Genomic DNA, 19,196 nt, shown 5'->3' with positions numbered 1-19,196 from the left:
AAGCTTCCGCTGTGGCGAAAGCTTTCTGTTAAAAAGTCTTTATTTTTTCTTTGAAGATTTCTTTTTGGATTTCTTGGAACTGCTAGATTTCTTGGATTTTTTCTTGGAAGTCTTTTTGACTTCTTCCTGTGGCTGTTCGTTTTGCTCGACGGCTTCAGCAGGCGTTTCGACGATGCCGCTTGCGCGCTGGATTTCTTGCAGGGCGTGGTTCGCTTCGCTGACAAAAAGTCCGTTCGGGAAGCGCTTCAGGTAAATCTGATAATCCTTGACGCGGTTGCTTTCCTGTACCAAGCGGAAGATGCCTTCTTCGGCTTCGTTGCGGAACTGTCCGTTCGGGAAGTCGTTCAGGTAGTCGAGATAAGACTTGAAGGTGTTCGCTGTCTGAGCCTTTTTGAACACCTGGTAGTCGCCGACGATTTGGAGCTTGGCTTCGATGTCAGCCTTGTAAACGGAGTTCGGATAATACTGGAGGAACATTTCCATCATTTCCGGGTCGTTCGAAGCCATGACCTGCTTGTAACGGGATTCTTCCTGAGAAACCTGGTATTCCTTCAACTGCACTTTGTTCGAGTCGAGGGTGGAGTAGAGTTGCTCCTTGGTGGCGAGATCTTCCGGGTGGCAGAAGGCGAGGTAACTTTCGAGCACGTCGTTGAACTGTGCTTTGGTGTACTTTTCGCTCATGTCTGGGAGTTCGCCGTCTTCGAGGAAGAAGCGGTAGTCACGTTCAATCGCCATGCAGTCCCAGTCCGAAAGCGTATCCTTGACTTCGGAGTTGTTGCGGAGCTGAGTGTCTCTGTCGCGGAGGGCAAAGCGGACTTTGCGGTCTCTGCGGCTTTCACGACCGAATTCGAGAGAAACTTCAAGACCGATGCGAATCGGAAGTTTGGTCTCGATCGTTTCGAACTTGGTGCCCGCGTAGGCGCCTGGAATGGAAAGGTCTTCTCCTGTTGGTTTAAATTCTTCGGTGGCGCGAACGTTTTCGAGTTTGTTGAATGCCTTTTTGACGTGAAGACCGATTTTTAGGTCGCCGTCCTTAAAGAGCTCGGTGATTCGATATTCAAGTCCGCCTTCCACGAAGTAGCTCATGGCTGTTTCAGAATGGGTCTTGGTTGTCGCTGTCTGCTTGTCTTCAAAACGGTAATACTGCAGGCCGAAACCGCCGAGGACGCGCAAATCCAGGTTCCCGATCAGGTTGAACGAGAATCCGGCAAGACCTGTCGGGTTGAACGACATAAAGGAAAGCGTATTTCCACTACCGCTTTGTTCTCCGTTATAAACGTAATCCTTGCCGGAGGAAATTTCGCCGAACTGGAATTCGCCGAACTGGGCACCGAGCCAGAAGGTGAAAGGAATATCCGCCTTGAAAATCGGCGTGAAGAGCGGGCTGAAGAGAAAACCGAGCGACATCGGCACGGTCGTCACTTCTTCGTCGATCTTCTCCGTGAGGTATTGACCCTGTCCTTCAAAATGAATCGGGGTATAGGGTTCAACTTGGAAAAAGGTCTGGGTATGCCAATTGGACCTTTCAAAATCAGCACCAAACGCGAGGGTAGCAGCAAATAGAGGAAATAAAACTTTACGCATCGTTAATAATTTACTCTCTCCCGATGGAAAGCGTTTCGGAAATAACGCAAAAATTAGCGTACGAATGCATCAAAATGACAGGACAAATCCCGTAATGAAGAGTCCACCGGCAAAAATAAGAAATCCAGAGCCTGCATAGGCTTCCGTTTTGGAGCGGTCGGCGTACTTGTGGTTGTCGTCGACGAGTTTTTGGTAGTTTTTTCCCCTTCCGGAACTTGGAAGGGAGAGCTCATTTTTCAAATCGCGGGCTTTTTCACGGTCTTTGTGGGAAAGATAGAGCAAAATGCCCCCTGCAACGGCTGGAGCGATGGAAGTTCCAAGGGCGAGATGCCCCCAGAAGATTCTTTTTTGGATCTTTTGGAAGACTTCCTGCGCTTGAAGGTCCTTTAGCTGGGTCAAAGAGTCCAGATGGATTTCGACAACGGTCTTGGAGGTCGCACTCACGTGGAAATGGACGACGGAATCCTTGTAACCTTCTTTCCACAGGTGCAGTTCGGCAGGACCGGGTTCCTCGGTAAAGAGGGTCTTGGGGGTGTAACCGATTGGGCGACTGTGCGGAGTGACTTCGGCGTCGCTGTAGATTTGCGCTCCGGCGGGGAAGGTGCGGATTTCAACTTCCGGTTTGACGCGTTTGAGGCGCATGTTGATTTTGGCTGTGTCACCGGGAATCGGGCGGATGATAGCTTTGTTTGCCCAGAGTGTGTTTTCGACGTCCCAATAGGCTTCGATTTCGACTTTATCGGTGTCGTTGATGGCGAAGGCGCAGGGCGTTTGGCAAATGACATCTCCGCCTTTACGGGCAAGATTAGCCCCTTCCGGGTCGGTTTGCACATAGATGAAACTTTTGCTCTCCTTCGGCTTTTGGGGTGCCTGGTAGGTGCCTTTTGCTTTTTGAATCCATTCGATGAAGCGGTTTTTGGAAAGAAGTTCGCTCGTCGCATTCTTTGCAGAAATTGTGAGACGTTCGGTGCTTTGGGCTTCGTTTGAAAAGAGAAAGCGGTGCAGATTCAGGTTTAGGCTGTCCTGATGCCTGGCAGGTTCGATTTCGAGCGTCCAGACGGCAACGGCTCCGCGGGTTTCTGCGTCTTTTGCAATGCAGGGGGAATTTTTGCAGTTCGGGAAGTCGGCAGTGGAAACGGAGATGGGACGTTCTCCTTGCTCCCGGAGAATCTGGATCTGTAAGTCGTGGATGCGGACTGCCAAGGCGGAATCGATCGGGCGACGGGTGGCGGGGAAGACGAGAGACTTGCCCGAGATGTCGGTTTGCGGGAGCGGTGCGACGGTATCTTGGGTTTTTGAATATTGGGGCGTGTGAAGCGCCGTGTACAGCGAATCGGCCTGTTCTAGGTTCAACACGGTTCCGTTTGAATCGCTGAGGAACGTGATGCGGTCTTTGAGAATTTTTACGACGGTGAACGTATCGGCGATAAAGCCTCCGAGGAAGACCGTATCGGCTGAACTGCCGACGTATTCCGCTTTTTGCGTAGCACCGGAAACGAGCTTCACGGAAACCGGAAAGCCCCGCTGCATGTTCTGTGCAAGGAGCCAGGTGAAACCGAAGAAAAGGAGTGCAAAAAATTTTTTCATGCATCAACTCCTAAAAGTAAAAGACCGCTGCCGCAGCAAAGAGGAGCGCGCTTGCTCCAAGAGAAACCAAGGCGGCTGTCCTAAAATTTTTTCCGCTCTGACGGGAATCGTCGAAATCATCCTGGAGCTTTTGGTAATGCTCGCCTTCGCGGATGACGCTCTTTTCAATTTTTTGACGGGTATCGTCTGCGCTTTGGAAGTTGTATTCGGCAATACCTGCAAAGACACCTGCCAAGGCAAGAGGACCAAAGCCCGAATAGAAAAGGATTTTCCCGATCTGCTTGTTTTCACGTTTGTGAAGAATCGCTTCTTGCCATTCGAGACGGTCCAAGTCCGTTTCTTCGACGAGTTCGATCCACACGTAATTTTTTTTCGGCGCTTGGAGGTGAATGTCGAGAGTCGTGTCGACGTAACCCGGTTTGAAGAACGTGACGCGTACGACGGAATCTTCGGCGGCGAGCGAAAGCGAATCCGGGGAAAATCTTTCGGAAGCTTCGATGAAGTTTGAAGGACGCTTTCCTATGTAAACTTCGGCGCCTGCAGGCCACGTCGAAATACGGAGCGTTTTGGCGGAAGGCGTTACAGGAATCGACGGGGATACAACTGTCGAATCGGCTGCAAAAATTCCAGGACTTGAAAAGGCGATTAGAAGGCTTATCAGAAGAATCCGCATTCTCATAGATCCCCCGGATTATATGGCCCTAAAAGGATAAGACTATCGCCATCTTCGCTGCGCTTTAAGTTCCAAACGACAGACGATGCGGAATTCCCGGCATAGTCGCGAAGCGCAACGGACAATTCGCAGTTGTTGTAACAGTTCGGCAAAAAACTCACAACGTCTCCGCTCACATTTTTGGAAAGCGTATCGCCTGCCAAAATAATGGTCAGCGAATTTTGCGAAACGCCAGAGCCTCCGTCGTAGAGGTAAAAGCGGATTGAGTCGGACCGTGCATAGCGCTTATTCGCCGGAATGCGCACGGGAGGGACCGTGTCAAAAAGGGTCAGCGTGTCGAGAATGAGATAGGACGATTTGGAAAGGTAAAGGCTTTGTGAAACAGGCGCATATTCGGTGAGAGTCGAATCCCAGAGGGTGAGGGTCAGGCTGTCGGAAGCTAAACGGTTAAAGTGAATGACCGCCGGATTTTTGGAAAGCGCCTTTTGGGCGAGAGTATCGCCTTGGGAATTTTGCAGGATGAGCGTTCCGCGTGGGATGATGCTCGATGCGAGAGAGCGGTAGCGGACCGGGACCACGAGGTGCGAAGAATCCGTGTTGATTAGGGCACTGTAAAAAACTTGGATGTCGGAAGTGTCCTTGTTGAAATCCAGTTCCGTGTCGGGAACTTGGGCGGTGACTCCCCAGTAAAAGGCGATGGCCGTGTCGGTGAGGATTGTGGAATCGCCGATGAGGAACGGCTCGTCGATCGTGTACTTTCCGTTGCAGGGGATTGTGTCGATGAGAAACTCCCACAGGTAAGATTTTTCGGTCGAAACGTAAAGCTTGCAAACAGCGTCTTGCCAGGAGTTGATTCCTTCTGTTTGGATTTCAAAAGTCATACCGGCGGAGTCAAATGCGTGAAATCCGTTGAAGCCGTTTTCGGGAGAAATGGGATGTACAGAAAGCTGGGTGGTGACGTAAAGGCTGAGCGTGTCGTATAGCGTATCGCCAAAGAAATCGACGGTGCGCAGGGTGACGTCAAAGATGCCCGTGTCGGGGAAGGTATGCGTGATCGTGCCCGAAATGTAATCCTTGCCGTCCACAGTCCAAATAAAGTTCTGGATATAATCCGAAACGTAATCGCTGGTGATGCTTTTCTCGTTCACGCGGATTTCCGCAACCAGCCTGCCTGTTTCACCCTGGGGAATTTCTTTTTCCCGCACACTGGAAAACAACAGATACGAAGTCCCATAATAGCTAGACGGAACAAAGTGAATGTACGCGCGAAGCCTTGGCACGTCCTCGGACTCCACTCGGGGATCGCTTCCGCATCCGTACAAGGCGATAAGAAGCACTATGCAAATCCAAAGTCGCTTATTCATCCGGAAACTCCATCGACGTAAAGGGTGAACGTGGCTTCGTACTGCGCACCGCTTTCATAAAGAATGTAGACGTGGATGGGATTTTGGTACACGTGGAAGAGCGAACCGGAGAAGGTCTTGGAAACGGAATCGAGGCCGGCTGCAGGAGCTTCTCCATCCCAGTTTCCATCGTTATCGATGTCCCAGAAATAACGTTTGGGGGTTAGGTTCGGGCAAAGATTTTGAATGGGAATCGAAATGGAGGAGTCTGCAAAAATCGAAGCTTTGTCGAGAGTCTTGACGCAGGATTTTCCCGGTTCCACGTAAAAATTTTTGGCGATGTAATTTCCTGAACGGTCCGAAAGAGCGATCTTGAGCGGATGCCACGCAAAGCTTTTTTGAAGGCTGTGCGTGTAGATGAAAAGGGAGTCCTCTTTGTAATCCCAATTCGAAAGGGTGGCCCCGTCAAAGGTGATGCGTAAGGTAGCGGACTGCGGAGGTAGCCCTTTTTCTTCAACAGCAAAACGGAGTGTATCGTTCCAGGTAAGAGAATCTTCGGTGCAAAAGTCGCAGATGATCTGCGGTTGCACGGTGTCGCTTAAAAGGATTGTGCCGAGGCTTGAAACCTTTCCCGTGCGAACGGTAAAGTGGAGCGTGTCGCTTGTGAAGTCCGTATATTTGAAGTGGGTTACAAAAAGGCGGTAATCGGCGGCGGGGAGCTTGGAAAGAGTGATGACGGAATCATTCCGGTCAACGGCAAAATTATCAAGATCCAAAAGGTTTCCATCCGCATCGAACAGCTTGAAACGCAGCGAGTCCAAAAGGGAACTGAACGGGGTGCTGATACTTGCGAAGGCCGCGCCGAAAACCTCTTCGGAATCGTTTTCGGTAAAGAAGGCCGCTCGGATACTTGTCGGAGAAGTTCTTCCAAAATTATCGTGTGCCGAAACGGTCCAACTGCAACGGGTCAGAGTGGGGAAGCCTTGTGTGTAGATGAATTCCGTCGAATTCAAAACGGTATCGACCAGGGTATCGGAGCCGCATTTTAAGAGGAACGGATAATGGGTAATCGACAGCGGATTTTCGACTGTGGATTTCCAGGCGAAGGAAAGCGCTTTAGACGTGGGAATGGAGGTTGTTCCGTTCTTCGGAATCAAGGCGCCCGTGTCCAAGACAGGTTCGGGTGCAATCCAGAACGAAACGCTGTCTTGCAACGTATCTTCAAAACGGTCAAGCAGAATGAACTTTGCCTGGTGCAGACCGGGCGTCGAAACATTTGTGCGGTAAGAGAATTCCGAATGTTTGGAAGAGGAATCGATTTGCCAGTAGAACTGTGAGATGCGAATGGAACGCGAAGGTTCGATTTGAGCGATCAAAACGAGACTATCGCTCGGCAAGAGCGTGTCCGATTTTAAGCGCGTTCCTGCAGAGTCGCCGAGCAGCATCATGTAGGCTTTGACGGTCACGACTTCAGCGTCGTCCGTATCAAAACTCACATCGCCTTCGGAACAGGCTAAAATTCCGAGTAAAAGAAAAAGGAAAGCGCCGAGCAGAGAAAAAATCTTCATTTTTCCTCCTGAACGGTGAACTCTATCCAGTCTGTAGAATCTTTAAGCCCATAAACATCTTGTACGATCACACGGAAAGCATGTTCGCCTTCAGCTAAGCCGGACTGGTAAAGGGTGGTCATGGATCCTGCAAAATACTCGGTGGAATCCAGCACGAGCGTATAAACGAGGCTATCGCCTTTGTCCGCGTCGGTTGCGGAATATTCAAAAAAGAATGCGGTCGTCGAATCTCCGAAAAGCGTATCTCCGTTTGCGGGAACCGTTTTGGAACTTAAAACGGGAGCGGTATCGAAAATGAAGTCGAGTGCAAAGGATAAACGGTTCTTGTTGTCATCGGTCACGATCAGCGAGTCAGGAACTCGAGACGTATCCGTTTTAAAGGGCGTCCCTGTTTTTAACGTTTCGCTCTTTGCTGAAATCCATTTAAAAGAAAGTTCGGATTTGGCACTGGACGGGAAAACATTTGCCTGCAACGTGAATGGTTCAGTGGGAGAAGCTTGGAGGGGCGAGGTACAGCTTGAATCCGTCTGGGAAATGCAAATCAAAATCTCCGGCGTCGTGCTAGAAACTTCAGGAGAATCCGGTGTTTCGAGACAGGCGATCAAGAAAACGCAAATTCCAAGAACCCAAATTGTCCTCAGGGGCAACTTCATAGCCGTAAAATAAACAATCAAACCTTTTCGCGACAGCCGATTTGACTGCAAATGGGACATTTTGCGACGTCATGTCCGCGGGCAGGGCAATACTCCCTTCCGAAGTAGATAATTTGTAAGTGACGCCTGTTCCATTCTTCTTGCGGAAAGAGCTTTTTCAAGTCTTTTTCCGTCTTTTCTACAGAAGTCCCGTCCGAAAGTTTCCAACGCATGGCGAGGCGGTGAATATGCGTATCGACGGGGAAGGCGGGGATACCATAGGCCTGGCTCATGATGACGCTCGCCGTTTTATGACCAACGCCGGGCAGACTTTCGAGTTCTTCAAAAGTCTTGGGGACTTCACCGCCGAATTCCTGTAAAAGCTTTTGGGAAAGGGCTGTGATGTGCTTGCTCTTGGCGGGGGCAAGTCCGCACGGGCGAATGATCGCTTCGATTTTTTCCGTGGGAATCTGGGCCATTTTTTGCGGGGTATCCGCTAAGGCAAAAAGCTCGGGAGTGACCGCATTGACCTTTTTATCGGTACACTGCGCGCTGAGCAGAACGGCGACAAGAAAGGTGAATGTGTTCGAAAACTGCAGAGGTATAGGCGGATCCGGGTAAATCGCGTCCAATGTTTTACCGACAAATTCTGCCCGCTCTTTCTTGTTCATCAAAAACCTTACTTCGCCGGTTTGCTGTTTGTGTCGCGGGTAAAGTTCTGATTCATTTCGAGGCTCGGCAGGGCATTTTCCGGACGTCCGACCTTGACGGCAGGGACTCCTGCCACGGTTACATGCGGCGGAACATCTTCGAGCACGACGGCGCCTGCGCCCACTTTAGCACCCTTGCCGATGTGGATATTGCCGAGGAGCTGTGCGTGTGCACCGATCATCACGCCGTCGCTGATCTTCGGGTGACGATCGCCGGTTTCGTTGCCGGTACCGCCCAAGGTAACGCCGTGTAAAATCGAAACGTTGTTACCGATACGGGCCGTTTCGCCGACGACAAGTCCTGTCGCATGGTCGAGGAAGATTCCGCGTCCGATTTTTGCGGCCGGGTGAATGTCCACGGCGAACTTCTGGCTGATTAAGCTCTGAAGCATTTCTGCGAGGAAGAATCTTTCGTCTTTCCAAAGGACGTGCGCAATGCGGTAAGCTTGGATTGCCTGATAGCCCTTGAAGAAGAGGAGAGGTTCCAAGTAAGATTTGCAGGCCGGGTCACGGTCCATAGTGGCGCACAGGTCTGCCGTCGCATCTTCCACGATCGACGGATTTTCTTTGTACGTGGAAAGGAATAAAATTTCGAGTTGGGAACGGCTCAAAAGCGAGCTTGCCAACTTGCGGGAAAGCGACATCGCGAGAACTTCGGCGAAGGACTGCCGGAAAACGATCAGCTCGTCCAAAACGGACTTGAGAAGCGGTTCAGAATTGGAGAGCGTGAGAGCTTCTTTCACCAGTACTGAAAACAGTTCTTTTGTCGAATCCTTTGTCGTTTCTTTATTTGACATTCAAGACTCCGCAGTGCGGTGGTTTCTTTAGCCGCAATCATTCGCCTTAAAATTTAGAAAAAGCACAAATGAATCCTGCCGATCCGAGCTGTTTTAAAACGTTCAAGGAGTCTTTTTCGGCGACTTGGGGCAGTAAATCTACAATCTGCTGGGGAAGTTTGTTTTTTAAGCGGAAATCCTTTGATATGGCATCGTTTTGGGAGAGTTGCCATAAAACGGCGAGCTTTTGCAAAAGTTGTCCCCAGGGGAAAGGGTCGTTTTCGGTAAAACGGATTTGCGCCGGGAGTTTGCCGTCTCGTGCTTCGGTGATGATCGCGTTTTGAAAGTCCATGCCGAGGACGGTCATGGAACGCGCTTCGTTCAAAGTCAGAGGCTGTGGCGGAATCTGTAGGATGATTTCCATAAAAACCTCAAACGTGAATTTTGGGAAGGGGCAGCGGAAAGTTCGCCCGTGCCGCATTGACCTGCGAAACATCCAGGTTCACACAAAAGGTTTTTTCCGCGGAATCGGCGTCCAAAAGTTCTTCGCCGTTCGGGCCAAAGGCGCTGCTCGTGGCAAAAGCTTTGCCCGCGCGAGAGCAGGCAAGCACATAGCACTGGTTTTCAATGGCTCTCGCGCGCAAGAGCGTCTTAAAATGCAGCGCACGGGAGGTGGGCCATTCCGCTTGAACGGTCAAAAGTGAAGCTCCCGAGGCTCTCGCTAGGCGAAAATCTTCGGGGAACCTTAAATCAAAGCAGATAAAGGGCGAAACGGAAAAGCCTTGCCAGTCAAAGGAGGCAAACTTTGTGCCCGCCGTAAAGTGTTTTGCCTCGTCGGCAAACGGGTGTCGTTTGCGGTAGAACGCCTGGGGAGTGCTTTTGCCAGGCTTAAAAAGGCCTGTCCAGTTGCAAAAGGGAAGGCTTTCGCTTGCGAACGCCTCGATTCCGCCACCGAGAATCGCGCACTGGGTTTCGTCGGCGAGTGCCTGTAAAAAACGCGGGGTCGGGGCTTCTCGACTCGTTAAATCTTCGGCTGAAGCGGTTGGCGGATTCGTTAAAAAGCCCGTGGCGAACATTTCGGGCAGTAAAATCAGACTGCCTGCGGTAGGATTTGCCTGCAGGACCATTTCCCTGACCCGCGAAAACGTCGCTTCAATGCCGTTTGGACGCGGTTCTGTCTGAATGAGGTAAGCGTTAGCCATCACCTATAAAGTAGAAATTATATATTTTGATAACTCCATATGCTTAAACGAATTTTTGTCTTTTTCAGTCTTCTCTTGCCAGCCATCGCAGTGGCTGCTCCGACGACTATTATCGGTACCGTTCTCGAAGCGGAAACCGACCACCCGCTTTCTTCGGTGAAGATTCAGTATGAATCCGGAAGAGAAATCGGGGAAACGAATGGGAGCGGCCGTTTTGAACAGACGGTGGATTCCCGTAGAGCAAAGCTCGTGTTCATCAAGGACGGCTTTGATACGTTGCATGTTTCCTTGGACGACTTTGCGGACCTTTTCGACATTCTCGTGGTGATGCACCCGAATGTGAGAAACTTGGGCGAAAGTACGGTAATCGGTGGGGGCACGAAGGCAGAATGGCCGGAACCGTCACATATTACCGTGGAGCAGTTGGAAGATGTTTCCGGTATGCGATTCGACATTGCGGAACTCATGAGTTCGTTTGAAGGCGTTTCGGGTCAAAAGGATTTTTCGAGCGATTTGTTCTATGACGGCTCCCGTGCCGATGAAGTCGGCTATCATTTGGGACGTCTTCGCATTCCGAACATGCGCCACTTGGATATTGGGTTCCCGGGCAACCTTTCCGTGATCAATTCGCACATGCTCAAGTCGATCGATATTTACGACAACTACGGCGAAGGTCCGGTGGGACAGGGACTTGCGACTTCGGTCGATTTCATTCCGGAAACGCTTTCGGGTGAAGATTTTGAAGTGGACATTTCGGCGGGAACGACAATGCGTGAAATCACGGTCGGCGGTCCATTCCTCTTCTGGGATTCCTTCCGCTTTAGCTTCCGCTACCTCGATGCAGAAATGCTCAAGAACATGGGCGAAAAATTCTTTACGGAATTCCGTAGAAGTAGCGATGAAAATGATGCTCCTAAAAAGAGCTCCGATTCTTTTGACCTGACGTCTTACGATATGTTCGCCCAGCTCGCCGGTCATGATTCCCTCGGCAACAATTGGATGCTGAACGGCGTGTACAGTAGCGATGAATACATCATTCGCCAAGATACGATGGTGACTTCGGATTCTTCAAACAGCGTCGATATCATCCGCGGTCATCGCACTTACGGTGTCCTCGGATTTGAATACCAATCGAAGTTCGGCACGAGCTTCCACGGCGGTGTCGTTCACGAAGAAGCTTCGGACACGCTCCGCGACACGACCGGTTACCGTCAAGATGCCGTTCCGGAAAATGCGACCTTTATCGACGGCTACGATCAGAGCAAGACGACCTTCTCCGCTGGTTTTGATAAGCCTTTCCCGGGAAAGCTTTTTGGAGCAGACCTCTCGGGCGCGTTCCTCTATGAACATCACATCGTGACACGTAAATGGCCGGACTTCTCGAAAACGCAGAAGTCGGAATTCCACGCAAACGTTTTGACGGGAACGAGCCGCATGACGTGGCAGAACAATGCGCAAAAGACGATCTTTGCCTTCGGTGCATTGGCCGACTTCGACGGTCACGGTTCGCCGATGGTTTCTCTCGACGTGGACCGTAATCTTTCGATAGGAAAGCCGGGGGTGGCGGCTGGCCAGGGATTCCGCGTTTTCGGTAACGTCGCCTGGCGTGGTGACTGGCATGAAACGTGGGACGATGGTGAACTTGAAAGCAATATCATCACCGGTTCTTCGGCAAAGCTCGGAATGGGTTATTCCGAAAAACGCTTTAGCTTGAGCGGTCACGGCTTTGGACGTTATTATTTGAACCCGGAATTGCCGACTCCGCTTGCTTATGCGCATTACACGGAGCTCTCGGAAGCAGATTACGCATGGGTCCTGGGTGCTGCTGCCAAGATGGAAGCTCGCACGTTGCACCATTTCGCTTTGGCTGTGAACCTTTCTTCTGTTTACGGCGAATACGCTTTGGACGATGGACGTTCTCTCCCGTGGGAAGCAAATTCTCGCCTGGATATGTCCACTTCGATCCGCTATTATCCGCTCAAGGATTCGCTTTTCTCGCTGATCTTAACGCATCACGCCGGCTGGCATCGCCCATTGTACTATTACAAGATCCATTCTTCGAAATCGGATACGCAGACAGCCGGTACGCGTGAAATTCGCGACTACAATGAATTCACGGATCTCTTCCGCACCGATGTCCGTGCAAATCTCGATTTGCCGGGACACGTGTTCTTCTTTAGAAAGGTGCGCTTTTACTTGGAAGCGGACAACATCTTTGCAAACCTCGACGTCGATGCTTTAAGGTTCCTCGGCGGCGACAATGCGCGTGAACGTTCCTTGGTTTCGCAGGATAACGACAAGCGTTCTTCGAACGGTTACGATCTGGTTCCTTTCATGGCAAAGGGTATGGGATTGTACATCCAGTTCGGGATCGAGGCCAACTTTGCCATTTAAGATTCTCGGAATCCTTCTTCTGCTGATCGGGATTTCTTTTGCGGCAGAAGACAGCGGGAAATCTGTTTTTGAACCGCGTCATCCGGCCAAGCCTTTGCGGTATTGTTCGGCTTATGCCAAGTGGGAAGCTTATGTGAAAAGCGATACGTCTTACGTGGACATTTCACGGTTTCCCCATATGACTCTGGACATGCGGTATGGAACCTTTCAGAATGTGACGGGGCACGATTTATACTGCGGGGCAAAACGCGCTTATTTAAAGACGATGGCAGCTCAGAAACTCCGCAAGGCAATCCGTTTATTGCAACAAGAAAAACCGGGTTACCGCTTCATTGTTTACGACGCTGCGCGCCCTGTTTACGCTCAGGCTCTGTTACGGCAGACCGTAGCGGGAACCCCTTTTAGCGACTTTGTCTCTAATCCCAAGCGCGGTAGTGTGCACAACTTCGGATACGCTCTCGATTTGACGATTGCCGATGAAAAAGGGAACGCTCTCGACATGGGGACGGACTTTGATTCCTTTGAAAGCCGCGCCGGGGAACAGGGCGAAGCGGATGCTTTGAAAAATGGCTTCCTTCAGGAATTCCAGATTGAAAATCGCAGACTTCTCAAGCGCATTATGAAAAAAGCGGGATTTCTCCCGCTCAGTTCTGAATGGTGGCATTTTAACGCGATACCGTCTAAAACGATTCGGGCAACTGGCGAACTGCCGCCCTTTTAAGACGGTCGTTGCAAGCGACCCCCAAACCTTCGTTCGGAATCGGGTCCACTAAAATCAATTCCACACCGGGCTTGTCCATCTGACGCATGAATGCGTACAAATTCGCAGCCGCTTCTTTTAAGTCTCCCGATGCGGACAGGTTCACCGTCGGCGGAATCACGGATTCCTGACTTCCAAAGGCGATGCGGACTGTTTCCGAAGGAATCTTGGCATTTTTTGGAACGGCTCCGTAGTAGAGCGGAACCTGCGGACGGTAATGTCTGTCGATCATGCCCGGAGCGAGCATCGGACCTTTTGGATTCGACTTGGACTCGTGAATGGTCACCGATCCGGCAACGGCTTCCACCATTTCCGGCGTAATTCCGCCTGGTCTCAAAATGACGGGTTTGTCTTCGGGGAAAGAAATGATGGTGCTTTCCACACCGACGCCACAGGAGCCTCCGTCCACAATGCCATCGATTACATTGCCGAGCTGTTCCGCCACATGCTGTGCCGTTGTCGGACTCACATGCTGGAAAAGGTTTGCGCTCGGAGCGGCAAGAGGAACGCCTGCCAAACGAATAATCTTCTGCGCAATCGGATGGTTCGGGAATCGAACGGCTACGGTCGGAAGACCGCTTGTCGCGAGGTCCGGAATGCAATCCTTTTTCGGCAGGACCAAGGTCATGGGGCCTGGCCAATAGGCTTTGGCGAGCTTCTTTGCCACTTCTGGAACTTCGAGCGCGACATTTGACAATTCTTCGATTGCCGAAATGTGCACAATCAAAGGATCGAAGTGTGGGCGCTTTTTCGCTTCGAAAATTTTGGCTAGTGCCTTGGGATCGTAGGCGTTGCCTGCGAGCCCGTAAACTGTTTCCGTGGGTATAGCCACGACACCGCCGTTTTTCAGAATTTCTGCGGCGGCTTCAGGAGTAGTCCAAGGAGGGAACATATCTATTCTGCTTCCGGTTTTTTGCCAAAGATAGCATCACACGCGGAATTGAATCGGTTCCAAATCTTATCGGATTCCTTTCGAGGCACTGCGCCGATCTCGCGCCAGTGACGGCGGAGCTGTTTGACTTCATTCATCGCGTCACGACGGTTTTCGTCGGTCAATCCATCGAGCAAACGTTCGGCTTCTTCGCAAAGGCGGAGCTTGCTCTGCAGATTGTTTTCGCGAGCCTGTTCCTGGATATCCAGCTGGTCACGGCGACGGGTAAAGAATTCATCGCAGATCGAACGGAACTTCTTGTAAAGTTCCTGTTCTTCGGCGCCACAACGCGGAAGGGCGTTCCATTCGGATTGCAGATTCTTGACGGCATCTGCGCTCTGGTTGGAACCTGCGGTTTCCATGAGCTTAGAAACGGTCGTAATCATCGACTCCTTCTTGGATTTCGCTTCTGCTGCGGTTTTTTTGTATTCCGGGTCGACTTCGGCTCGCTTGGCAGCGAACTTGTCGAGGATCGCGCTGTAGCGGTTCCAGATTTCTTCGATCTTGTCCTTGGGAACCATGCCGAGCTTCTTCCATTCTTCGGCACCTTCTTCCATCGCTTTTACGGTTTCCGGATCCGTCGGGTCAAAGTTCAGCGCTTCGAGCTTTGCGCAAAGGGCTTCCTTTGCGGCCAAAGTCTTTGCCTTTTCGGAATCGAGTTCTTCGAAGTGCGAACGCTTGCGGTCAAAGAAACCGTCACAAGCTGTGCGGAAACGGGCCCAGATTTCTTCGGACTTGGAGCGCGGTGCAGGGCCGATATTCTTCCAATCTTCCTGAAGGTTGCGGAATTCATTTGATGTCGCATTCCAATCGTTCGAGGTGGCGAGCTTTTCTGCCTTTTCGCAAAGAGCCACTTTCTTCTGGTAGTTTTCTTCGCGGACGAAGTCTTCTTGCTTCACAAATTCCTTGTGCTTGGCAAAGAAGGCGTTTTCTGCGGTGCGGAAACGATTCCAGATCGCCTGGACGTTGTCCTTCGGGACCATGCCGATGGTTTTCCACTTTTCCTGGAGTTCCTGCATAGTCTTGTACTTGTCGCGCCAGTTTTCATCGCTTTCCTTGGCGAGTTCTTCTATCTGCTGGCAAATTTCTTCCTTCAGGGCGAGGTTCTTTTCGCGTTCCTCTTCCTGTTCCTGGATGATCGGTTCGCACTTCTTCATAATTTCTTCGAAGAGGGCGCGGAACTTGTCGCGGAATTCGTTTAAACGGGCTGTGGAAACAGGACCGGCGGTCTTCCACTGGTTCGCATAGGTGCGAAGCTTTAAGAGGACATCCTTACTCGGTTCTTCCTTGGAAAGAGCGACCATTTCTTCGAGAAGAGCTTCACGGTCATTTTCGTTGTGCCAAGATTCCCATTCCTGCATTTCCTTAAAGCGGGAAGTCGCGTCCTGGTATTCCTTCCAAATTTCCTTGTAGCGGTATTTGTCGTCGACGACGATTTCTTTCCAGCGCTTGTATGAGTCGCGGAGCTTCTGGGAAATGACCTTGAAGTCATTGTTGTCGTCGATCTTCTTGACTTCGTCGATGATGGCACGGAGCTTTTCCGAGTTTTCGTTGAAAATCTTTTCGTCGGCTTCGTGCTGGGCGTTGAACTTTTCGGTCAGCTTATTGCGGAGAGCGTTATAGTTTTGCAGTTCCGGATCATCGCCTTCCATGACCGGGAGCTTTTCCCAGGCGCGGGCGAGAACCTTGACTTTGTGTTCGACTGCCTTGGAAGTGTCGTCGGCTTCGGCGAGAACCTTGAGCTGGGCGAGAATTTCTTCGCGGCTTGCTTTGGATTCTTCATCTTCTTCGCTTTCTTCAGTCGACTGTTCGGTCAGCTGGTTGTAGCGATCCATCGACATCTTGAAAAGGTTGAGCATGGCGTTATCTGCCTTGGAACTCTGAGCCTTGAAGCTTGCAATCAGAAGATTGAGCTGGTCTCTGTTTTCATCCAGATTACCTTCCATCAGCTTGTCGATTTCGGCGAGAATGCTTTCCAAACGCTTCTGCAGATCGGTCTTTGCATGGGCTTCGGCGTTAGCCTTTTCAATGCGGGACAGTTCTGCCTTGCGACGCAGATGGTAGGTGTCGGTGATACGGTCGAGCTCAGCTTGGGCAGGACCCATGCCGAGTTCCTTGGCGGCTTGGAGAATGTTTTCGAATTCCGCTTCGTTCTCCATGAAGTTTTTGGAGTCGGAAATGCGTTGGGCTTGTTGGAGAATGGCTTCACGCTTGCGGAACAAAATGGTTGTGTCATTCTTCTGGTCGTCTTCGGTTTTCCCGTTCTTTTCGAGTTCGCGGAGTTTTTCGCCGGCCTTTTGACGGACAACCGTGTGACGGGAATTCTGGAAAATGTTCTGCAGCATGTTGGCGCGTTCCACGCGTTCTAAGGCCGCCATGGCAACGTCGGTCTTGAGATCTTTCAAGGCGACATATTCGAGCGAGCTTTGGCGGGTCGAAATCTGGACGAGTGCCAAGCGAAGTTCCGAGCTCGGCATGGACTTGAGAAGGTCATCGACAAAGCGGGAGTTTGCCACCTTGGCTACGGCTTCAAGTTCATTCGGAGTCACGACTTCGCGGAAGTTTTTCAAATGGTCGGCCAGTTTTTCAAGAAGACGGTTTTCAGCGTCGCGCTTGTTTGAAGCATCGGTTTCTGAATCAATGACTTTTTGCAGGACTTCCTTGCTTTCGAGTTTTCGAATCGCAATTCCCCGAATTTCCGAATCCGTATCGGACAGAGCAACGGTTTCAATCGCACTCTGATTGTTTGCGTTCAATTTGATGACAGCGTCTTTGCGCACTTCCACATCAGATTTCTGCCATTTGGGTTTAAATAAATCAAAAAGTCCCATAAAGTGTTCTCCAAATTCAATTCGCGCCGCGGGGCGCGTTTGAGCTAGATTTAATCTAAATAAAAGCAAAAGATAAGTGCAAACGAAATGCAGAAAAAAAGCTGAAATTCGCTAAAAGAGCTATTTTTGGGTCATGGCAAAGAGAATTCCGAAGACTGTCCCACCGGAGAAAATCGCGGTCGCAAAAGATTGCGGGCTGTTTTCGGCTTTCTGTGAAGTAATCGTTCCGCTTTCGCCCATGATCTTCACTTATGCGGTCCCGGAAGGGGTTGTTCTGCAGCGGGGAAGTGTCGTTTGGGTACAGCTTTCCCATCGGAAGCCGACTTTGGGCGTTGTCTCCCGGGTGATTTCGGAAAAACCTGCCTTTGCGAAGGCGAAAACAGCTTTTCCCCATGCTTCGGGCTACGTTTTTAGTGAACGTTTTATGGAAAAGCTCGAATGGACTTCGCGCTACTACCTTTCGACGCAACAGCAGGCCTTGAACATCTTTTTGCCGAAGGACTTTGAAAAATATTTGGACGCGGTGTTTTTTGAAGCTTCCCAGGGGAACGCTCCGGAAGACAAGCCTCTGACATCTGCGCCCGAATTGCCTCCGTTGACCGAAGAGCAGAATTCCGCCCTTGAAAAACTTTTGGAACTGCTTTTGCAAAAGGAAGGATTTCGCGGCGCGCTTTTGCACGGCGTGACGGGCAGCGGAAAGACCCGCGTTTATATGGAACTTTGCAAGCGCGCCTTGGCTGCGGGCAAAAAGGTGCTGGTTCTTGTACCGGAAATCGGCCTTGCACCGCAAACGGCGATGCGTTTTGCCGAGTTCCTGGGCTTTGATATTCCTGTAATCCATTCGGCGCTTTCGGCACCTAAAAAACGGGCCGCATGGGTTTCGATTCTTTCGGGCAAGGCTTCGATTGTCATCGGAACGCGGAGTGCGATCCTTTCGCCATTTGATTATGATTTGGTAGTGATGGACGAAGAGCATGACAGCTCTTACAAGCAGGAAGACCCGGCGCCGCGTTATCACGCGAGGAGCATTGCGTTCCATGAAGCGGCTAAATACGGCGGGCTTGTTTTGCTCGGCAGCGCGACTCCGGCACTGGAAACGTACTGTGCCGCCAAAAACAAAAAGATCGACTACCTGGTGCTTTCGAAACGGGCGACGGAAACGGCGCTTCCGAATGTGAAAATTGTCGATATGAAGAAGAAAGTGCGTTTACAGGATTCGTCGCTCCTTCTTTCGACGGAACTGCGCGAAGCGCTCACGGAAACAGTGCAAAAGGGCGATCAGGCGATTGTGCTCATGAATCGTCGTGGTTATTCCAAGTCGCGAATTTGTGCGGAATGCGGTAACACGTTCAGTTGTCCGGAATGCAAGGTTCCCCTCGTTTACCATAAGCAGTACAACGGTCTTCTTTGCCACTATTGCGGAAGGCTCTTTCCGCTGAATATGGCATGCCCGGAATGCGGATCTCCGGAATATGAATTCGCGGGCGGGGCAATCGAAAAACTCGAAGAGGAAATCGCGGAATGGATTCCCGATGCAAAGACCATTCGCATGGACCGTGACACGACCGCGAATGTCGGTGCAGCAGAACAGATTCTTTCGGATTTCCGCGAACGCAAGTATTCCATTCTGCTGGGCACGCAAATCGTGGCGAAAGGCCACGATTTCCCCGGCGTCCAACTCGTGGGCGTCGTGGGCGCCGATTCCGGCGCGGGCGTGCCGGACTTTCGGGCTGGGGAAAGGCTCTTTGAACTTTTAAGCCAAACTTCGGGACGCGCGGGGCGCGCTCGCGAAGGCGGGCGTGTGATTTTGCAAACGAACAATTCCGAGGATCCGATCATCCATTTTGCTATTGCCCACGATTACGCAGGCTTTGCGGAGTGGGAACTCGAATCTCGCCTGGATGCACATTATCCGCCGTATGCCAAAGTCGCGACAGTCGAAGTCGGTCATCAGGATTACAACTTTTTGATTCAGAAGGCAGAAGCCTTTGCGGAAGTTTTATCTCGGAATCAATCTTTGGAAGTTCTTGGACCGGTGGATTCTTATATTCCGCAGGTTCGCGGCACGTACTGGATGCACCTTTTATTAAAGGCGTCGAATGCAGTCGATATCCGCAAGTCCCTGATGACGCTGCCCGAAGATCTCGAAATTCGCATCAATATCGACCCGCAGTAAATTTCAATTTTTCCACAAAAAAGACCGGC

The 19,196-nt window shown here is 51.0% G+C and carries 15 protein-coding genes; 3 read left to right on the top strand and 12 right to left on the bottom strand.

The genetic code is table 11. The features are described from left to right. Positions 1-39: 39 nt before the first annotated feature. The 10 genes from BGX16_RS02125 to BGX16_RS02080 form a co-directional block, all read right to left on the bottom strand. A complete protein-coding gene (locus BGX16_RS02125) occupies positions 40-1,584 on the bottom strand; it encodes a hypothetical protein (RefSeq protein WP_100424572.1) in 1,545 nt (514 codons plus the stop codon). Between the two features lie 69 nt (positions 1,585-1,653). Beyond that, positions 1,654-3,171 carry a peptidase associated/transthyretin-like domain-containing protein gene (locus tag BGX16_RS02120; RefSeq protein ID WP_100424571.1) on the bottom strand — a complete coding sequence of 506 codons (1,518 nt, stop codon included), beginning with the start codon at positions 3,169-3,171 and terminating at the stop codon, positions 1,654-1,656. A 10-nt stretch (positions 3,172-3,181) separates the two neighbouring features. Beyond that, the gene (locus BGX16_RS02115; RefSeq protein ID WP_146139402.1) at positions 3,182-3,850 is read right to left on the bottom strand and encodes a hypothetical protein; all 669 of its coding nucleotides are present in this window, start codon (positions 3,848-3,850) and stop codon (positions 3,182-3,184) included. Next, the gene (locus tag BGX16_RS02110) at positions 3,847-5,208 is read right to left on the bottom strand and encodes a hypothetical protein (RefSeq protein WP_100424569.1); all 1,362 of its coding nucleotides are present in this window, start codon (positions 5,206-5,208) and stop codon (positions 3,847-3,849) included. The genes BGX16_RS02115 and BGX16_RS02110 overlap by 4 nt, the downstream gene beginning before the upstream one ends. Next, entirely contained in the window at positions 5,205-6,755 is a 1,551-nt protein-coding gene (locus BGX16_RS02105; RefSeq protein WP_100424568.1) for a hypothetical protein, read from the bottom strand. The genes BGX16_RS02110 and BGX16_RS02105 overlap by 4 nt, the downstream gene beginning before the upstream one ends. Further along, positions 6,752-7,408 (bottom strand): hypothetical protein, encoded by a 657-nt coding sequence (locus BGX16_RS02100; RefSeq protein ID WP_157797824.1) that lies wholly within the window; start codon positions 7,406-7,408, stop codon positions 6,752-6,754. Before BGX16_RS02100 ends, BGX16_RS02105 begins: the two co-directional genes overlap by 4 nt. Before the next feature lie 17 nt (positions 7,409-7,425). Next, complete coding sequence (nth, locus tag BGX16_RS02095) at positions 7,426-8,058, bottom strand: endonuclease III (protein ID WP_100424566.1); 633 nt, start codon at positions 8,056-8,058, stop codon at positions 7,426-7,428. A gap of 8 nt (positions 8,059-8,066) precedes the next feature. Further along, complete coding sequence (gene cysE / locus BGX16_RS02090; protein WP_100424565.1) at positions 8,067-8,894, bottom strand: serine O-acetyltransferase; 828 nt, start codon at positions 8,892-8,894, stop codon at positions 8,067-8,069. Positions 8,895-8,940: 46 nt separating this feature from the next. Beyond that, on the bottom strand, positions 8,941-9,297 hold the full coding sequence (locus BGX16_RS02085) for a hypothetical protein (RefSeq protein ID WP_100424564.1): 357 nt from the start codon (positions 9,295-9,297) through the stop codon (positions 8,941-8,943). A gap of 7 nt (positions 9,298-9,304) precedes the next feature. After that, a complete protein-coding gene (locus BGX16_RS02080) occupies positions 9,305-10,075 on the bottom strand; it encodes a nitrilase-related carbon-nitrogen hydrolase (RefSeq protein ID WP_100424563.1) in 771 nt (256 codons plus the stop codon). Positions 10,076-10,114: 39 nt separating this feature from the next. On the opposite strand from BGX16_RS02080, the gene BGX16_RS02075 reads away from it, so the two are divergent. Both BGX16_RS02075 and BGX16_RS02070 read left to right on the top strand, forming a co-directional pair. Next, the gene (locus BGX16_RS02075) at positions 10,115-12,469 is read left to right on the top strand and encodes a hypothetical protein (RefSeq protein WP_100424562.1); all 2,355 of its coding nucleotides are present in this window, start codon (positions 10,115-10,117) and stop codon (positions 12,467-12,469) included. Continuing rightward, positions 12,459-13,190, top strand: a complete 732-nt coding sequence (locus tag BGX16_RS02070) for a M15 family metallopeptidase (RefSeq protein WP_241899408.1) — start codon at positions 12,459-12,461, stop codon at positions 13,188-13,190. The genes BGX16_RS02075 and BGX16_RS02070 overlap by 11 nt, the downstream gene beginning before the upstream one ends. Here BGX16_RS02070 and BGX16_RS02065 read toward each other — a convergent pair. Both BGX16_RS02065 and BGX16_RS02060 read right to left on the bottom strand, forming a co-directional pair. Then, positions 13,150-14,121, bottom strand: a complete 972-nt coding sequence (locus BGX16_RS02065; RefSeq protein ID WP_100424561.1) for an L-threonylcarbamoyladenylate synthase — start codon at positions 14,119-14,121, stop codon at positions 13,150-13,152. The two genes, BGX16_RS02070 and BGX16_RS02065, sit on opposite strands and share 41 nt — an antisense overlap. Positions 14,122-14,123: 2 nt before the next feature. Next, positions 14,124-16,991 carry a DUF349 domain-containing protein gene (locus tag BGX16_RS02060; protein ID WP_100424560.1) on the bottom strand — a complete coding sequence of 956 codons (2,868 nt, stop codon included), beginning with the start codon at positions 16,989-16,991 and terminating at the stop codon, positions 14,124-14,126. 133 nt (positions 16,992-17,124) lie between these two features. Between BGX16_RS02060 and priA the strand changes: the two genes are divergently transcribed. Then, the gene (gene priA / locus BGX16_RS02055; protein WP_100424559.1) at positions 17,125-19,167 is read left to right on the top strand and encodes a replication restart helicase PriA; all 2,043 of its coding nucleotides are present in this window, start codon (positions 17,125-17,127) and stop codon (positions 19,165-19,167) included. The last annotated feature ends 29 nt before the right edge of the window (positions 19,168-19,196 follow it).

The organism is Hallerella succinigenes (assembly GCF_002797675.1).
Classification (GTDB): Bacteria; Fibrobacterota; Fibrobacteria; order Fibrobacterales; family Fibrobacteraceae; genus Hallerella; species Hallerella succinigenes.
This window is presented reverse-complemented; position numbering and strand designations above follow the sequence as displayed.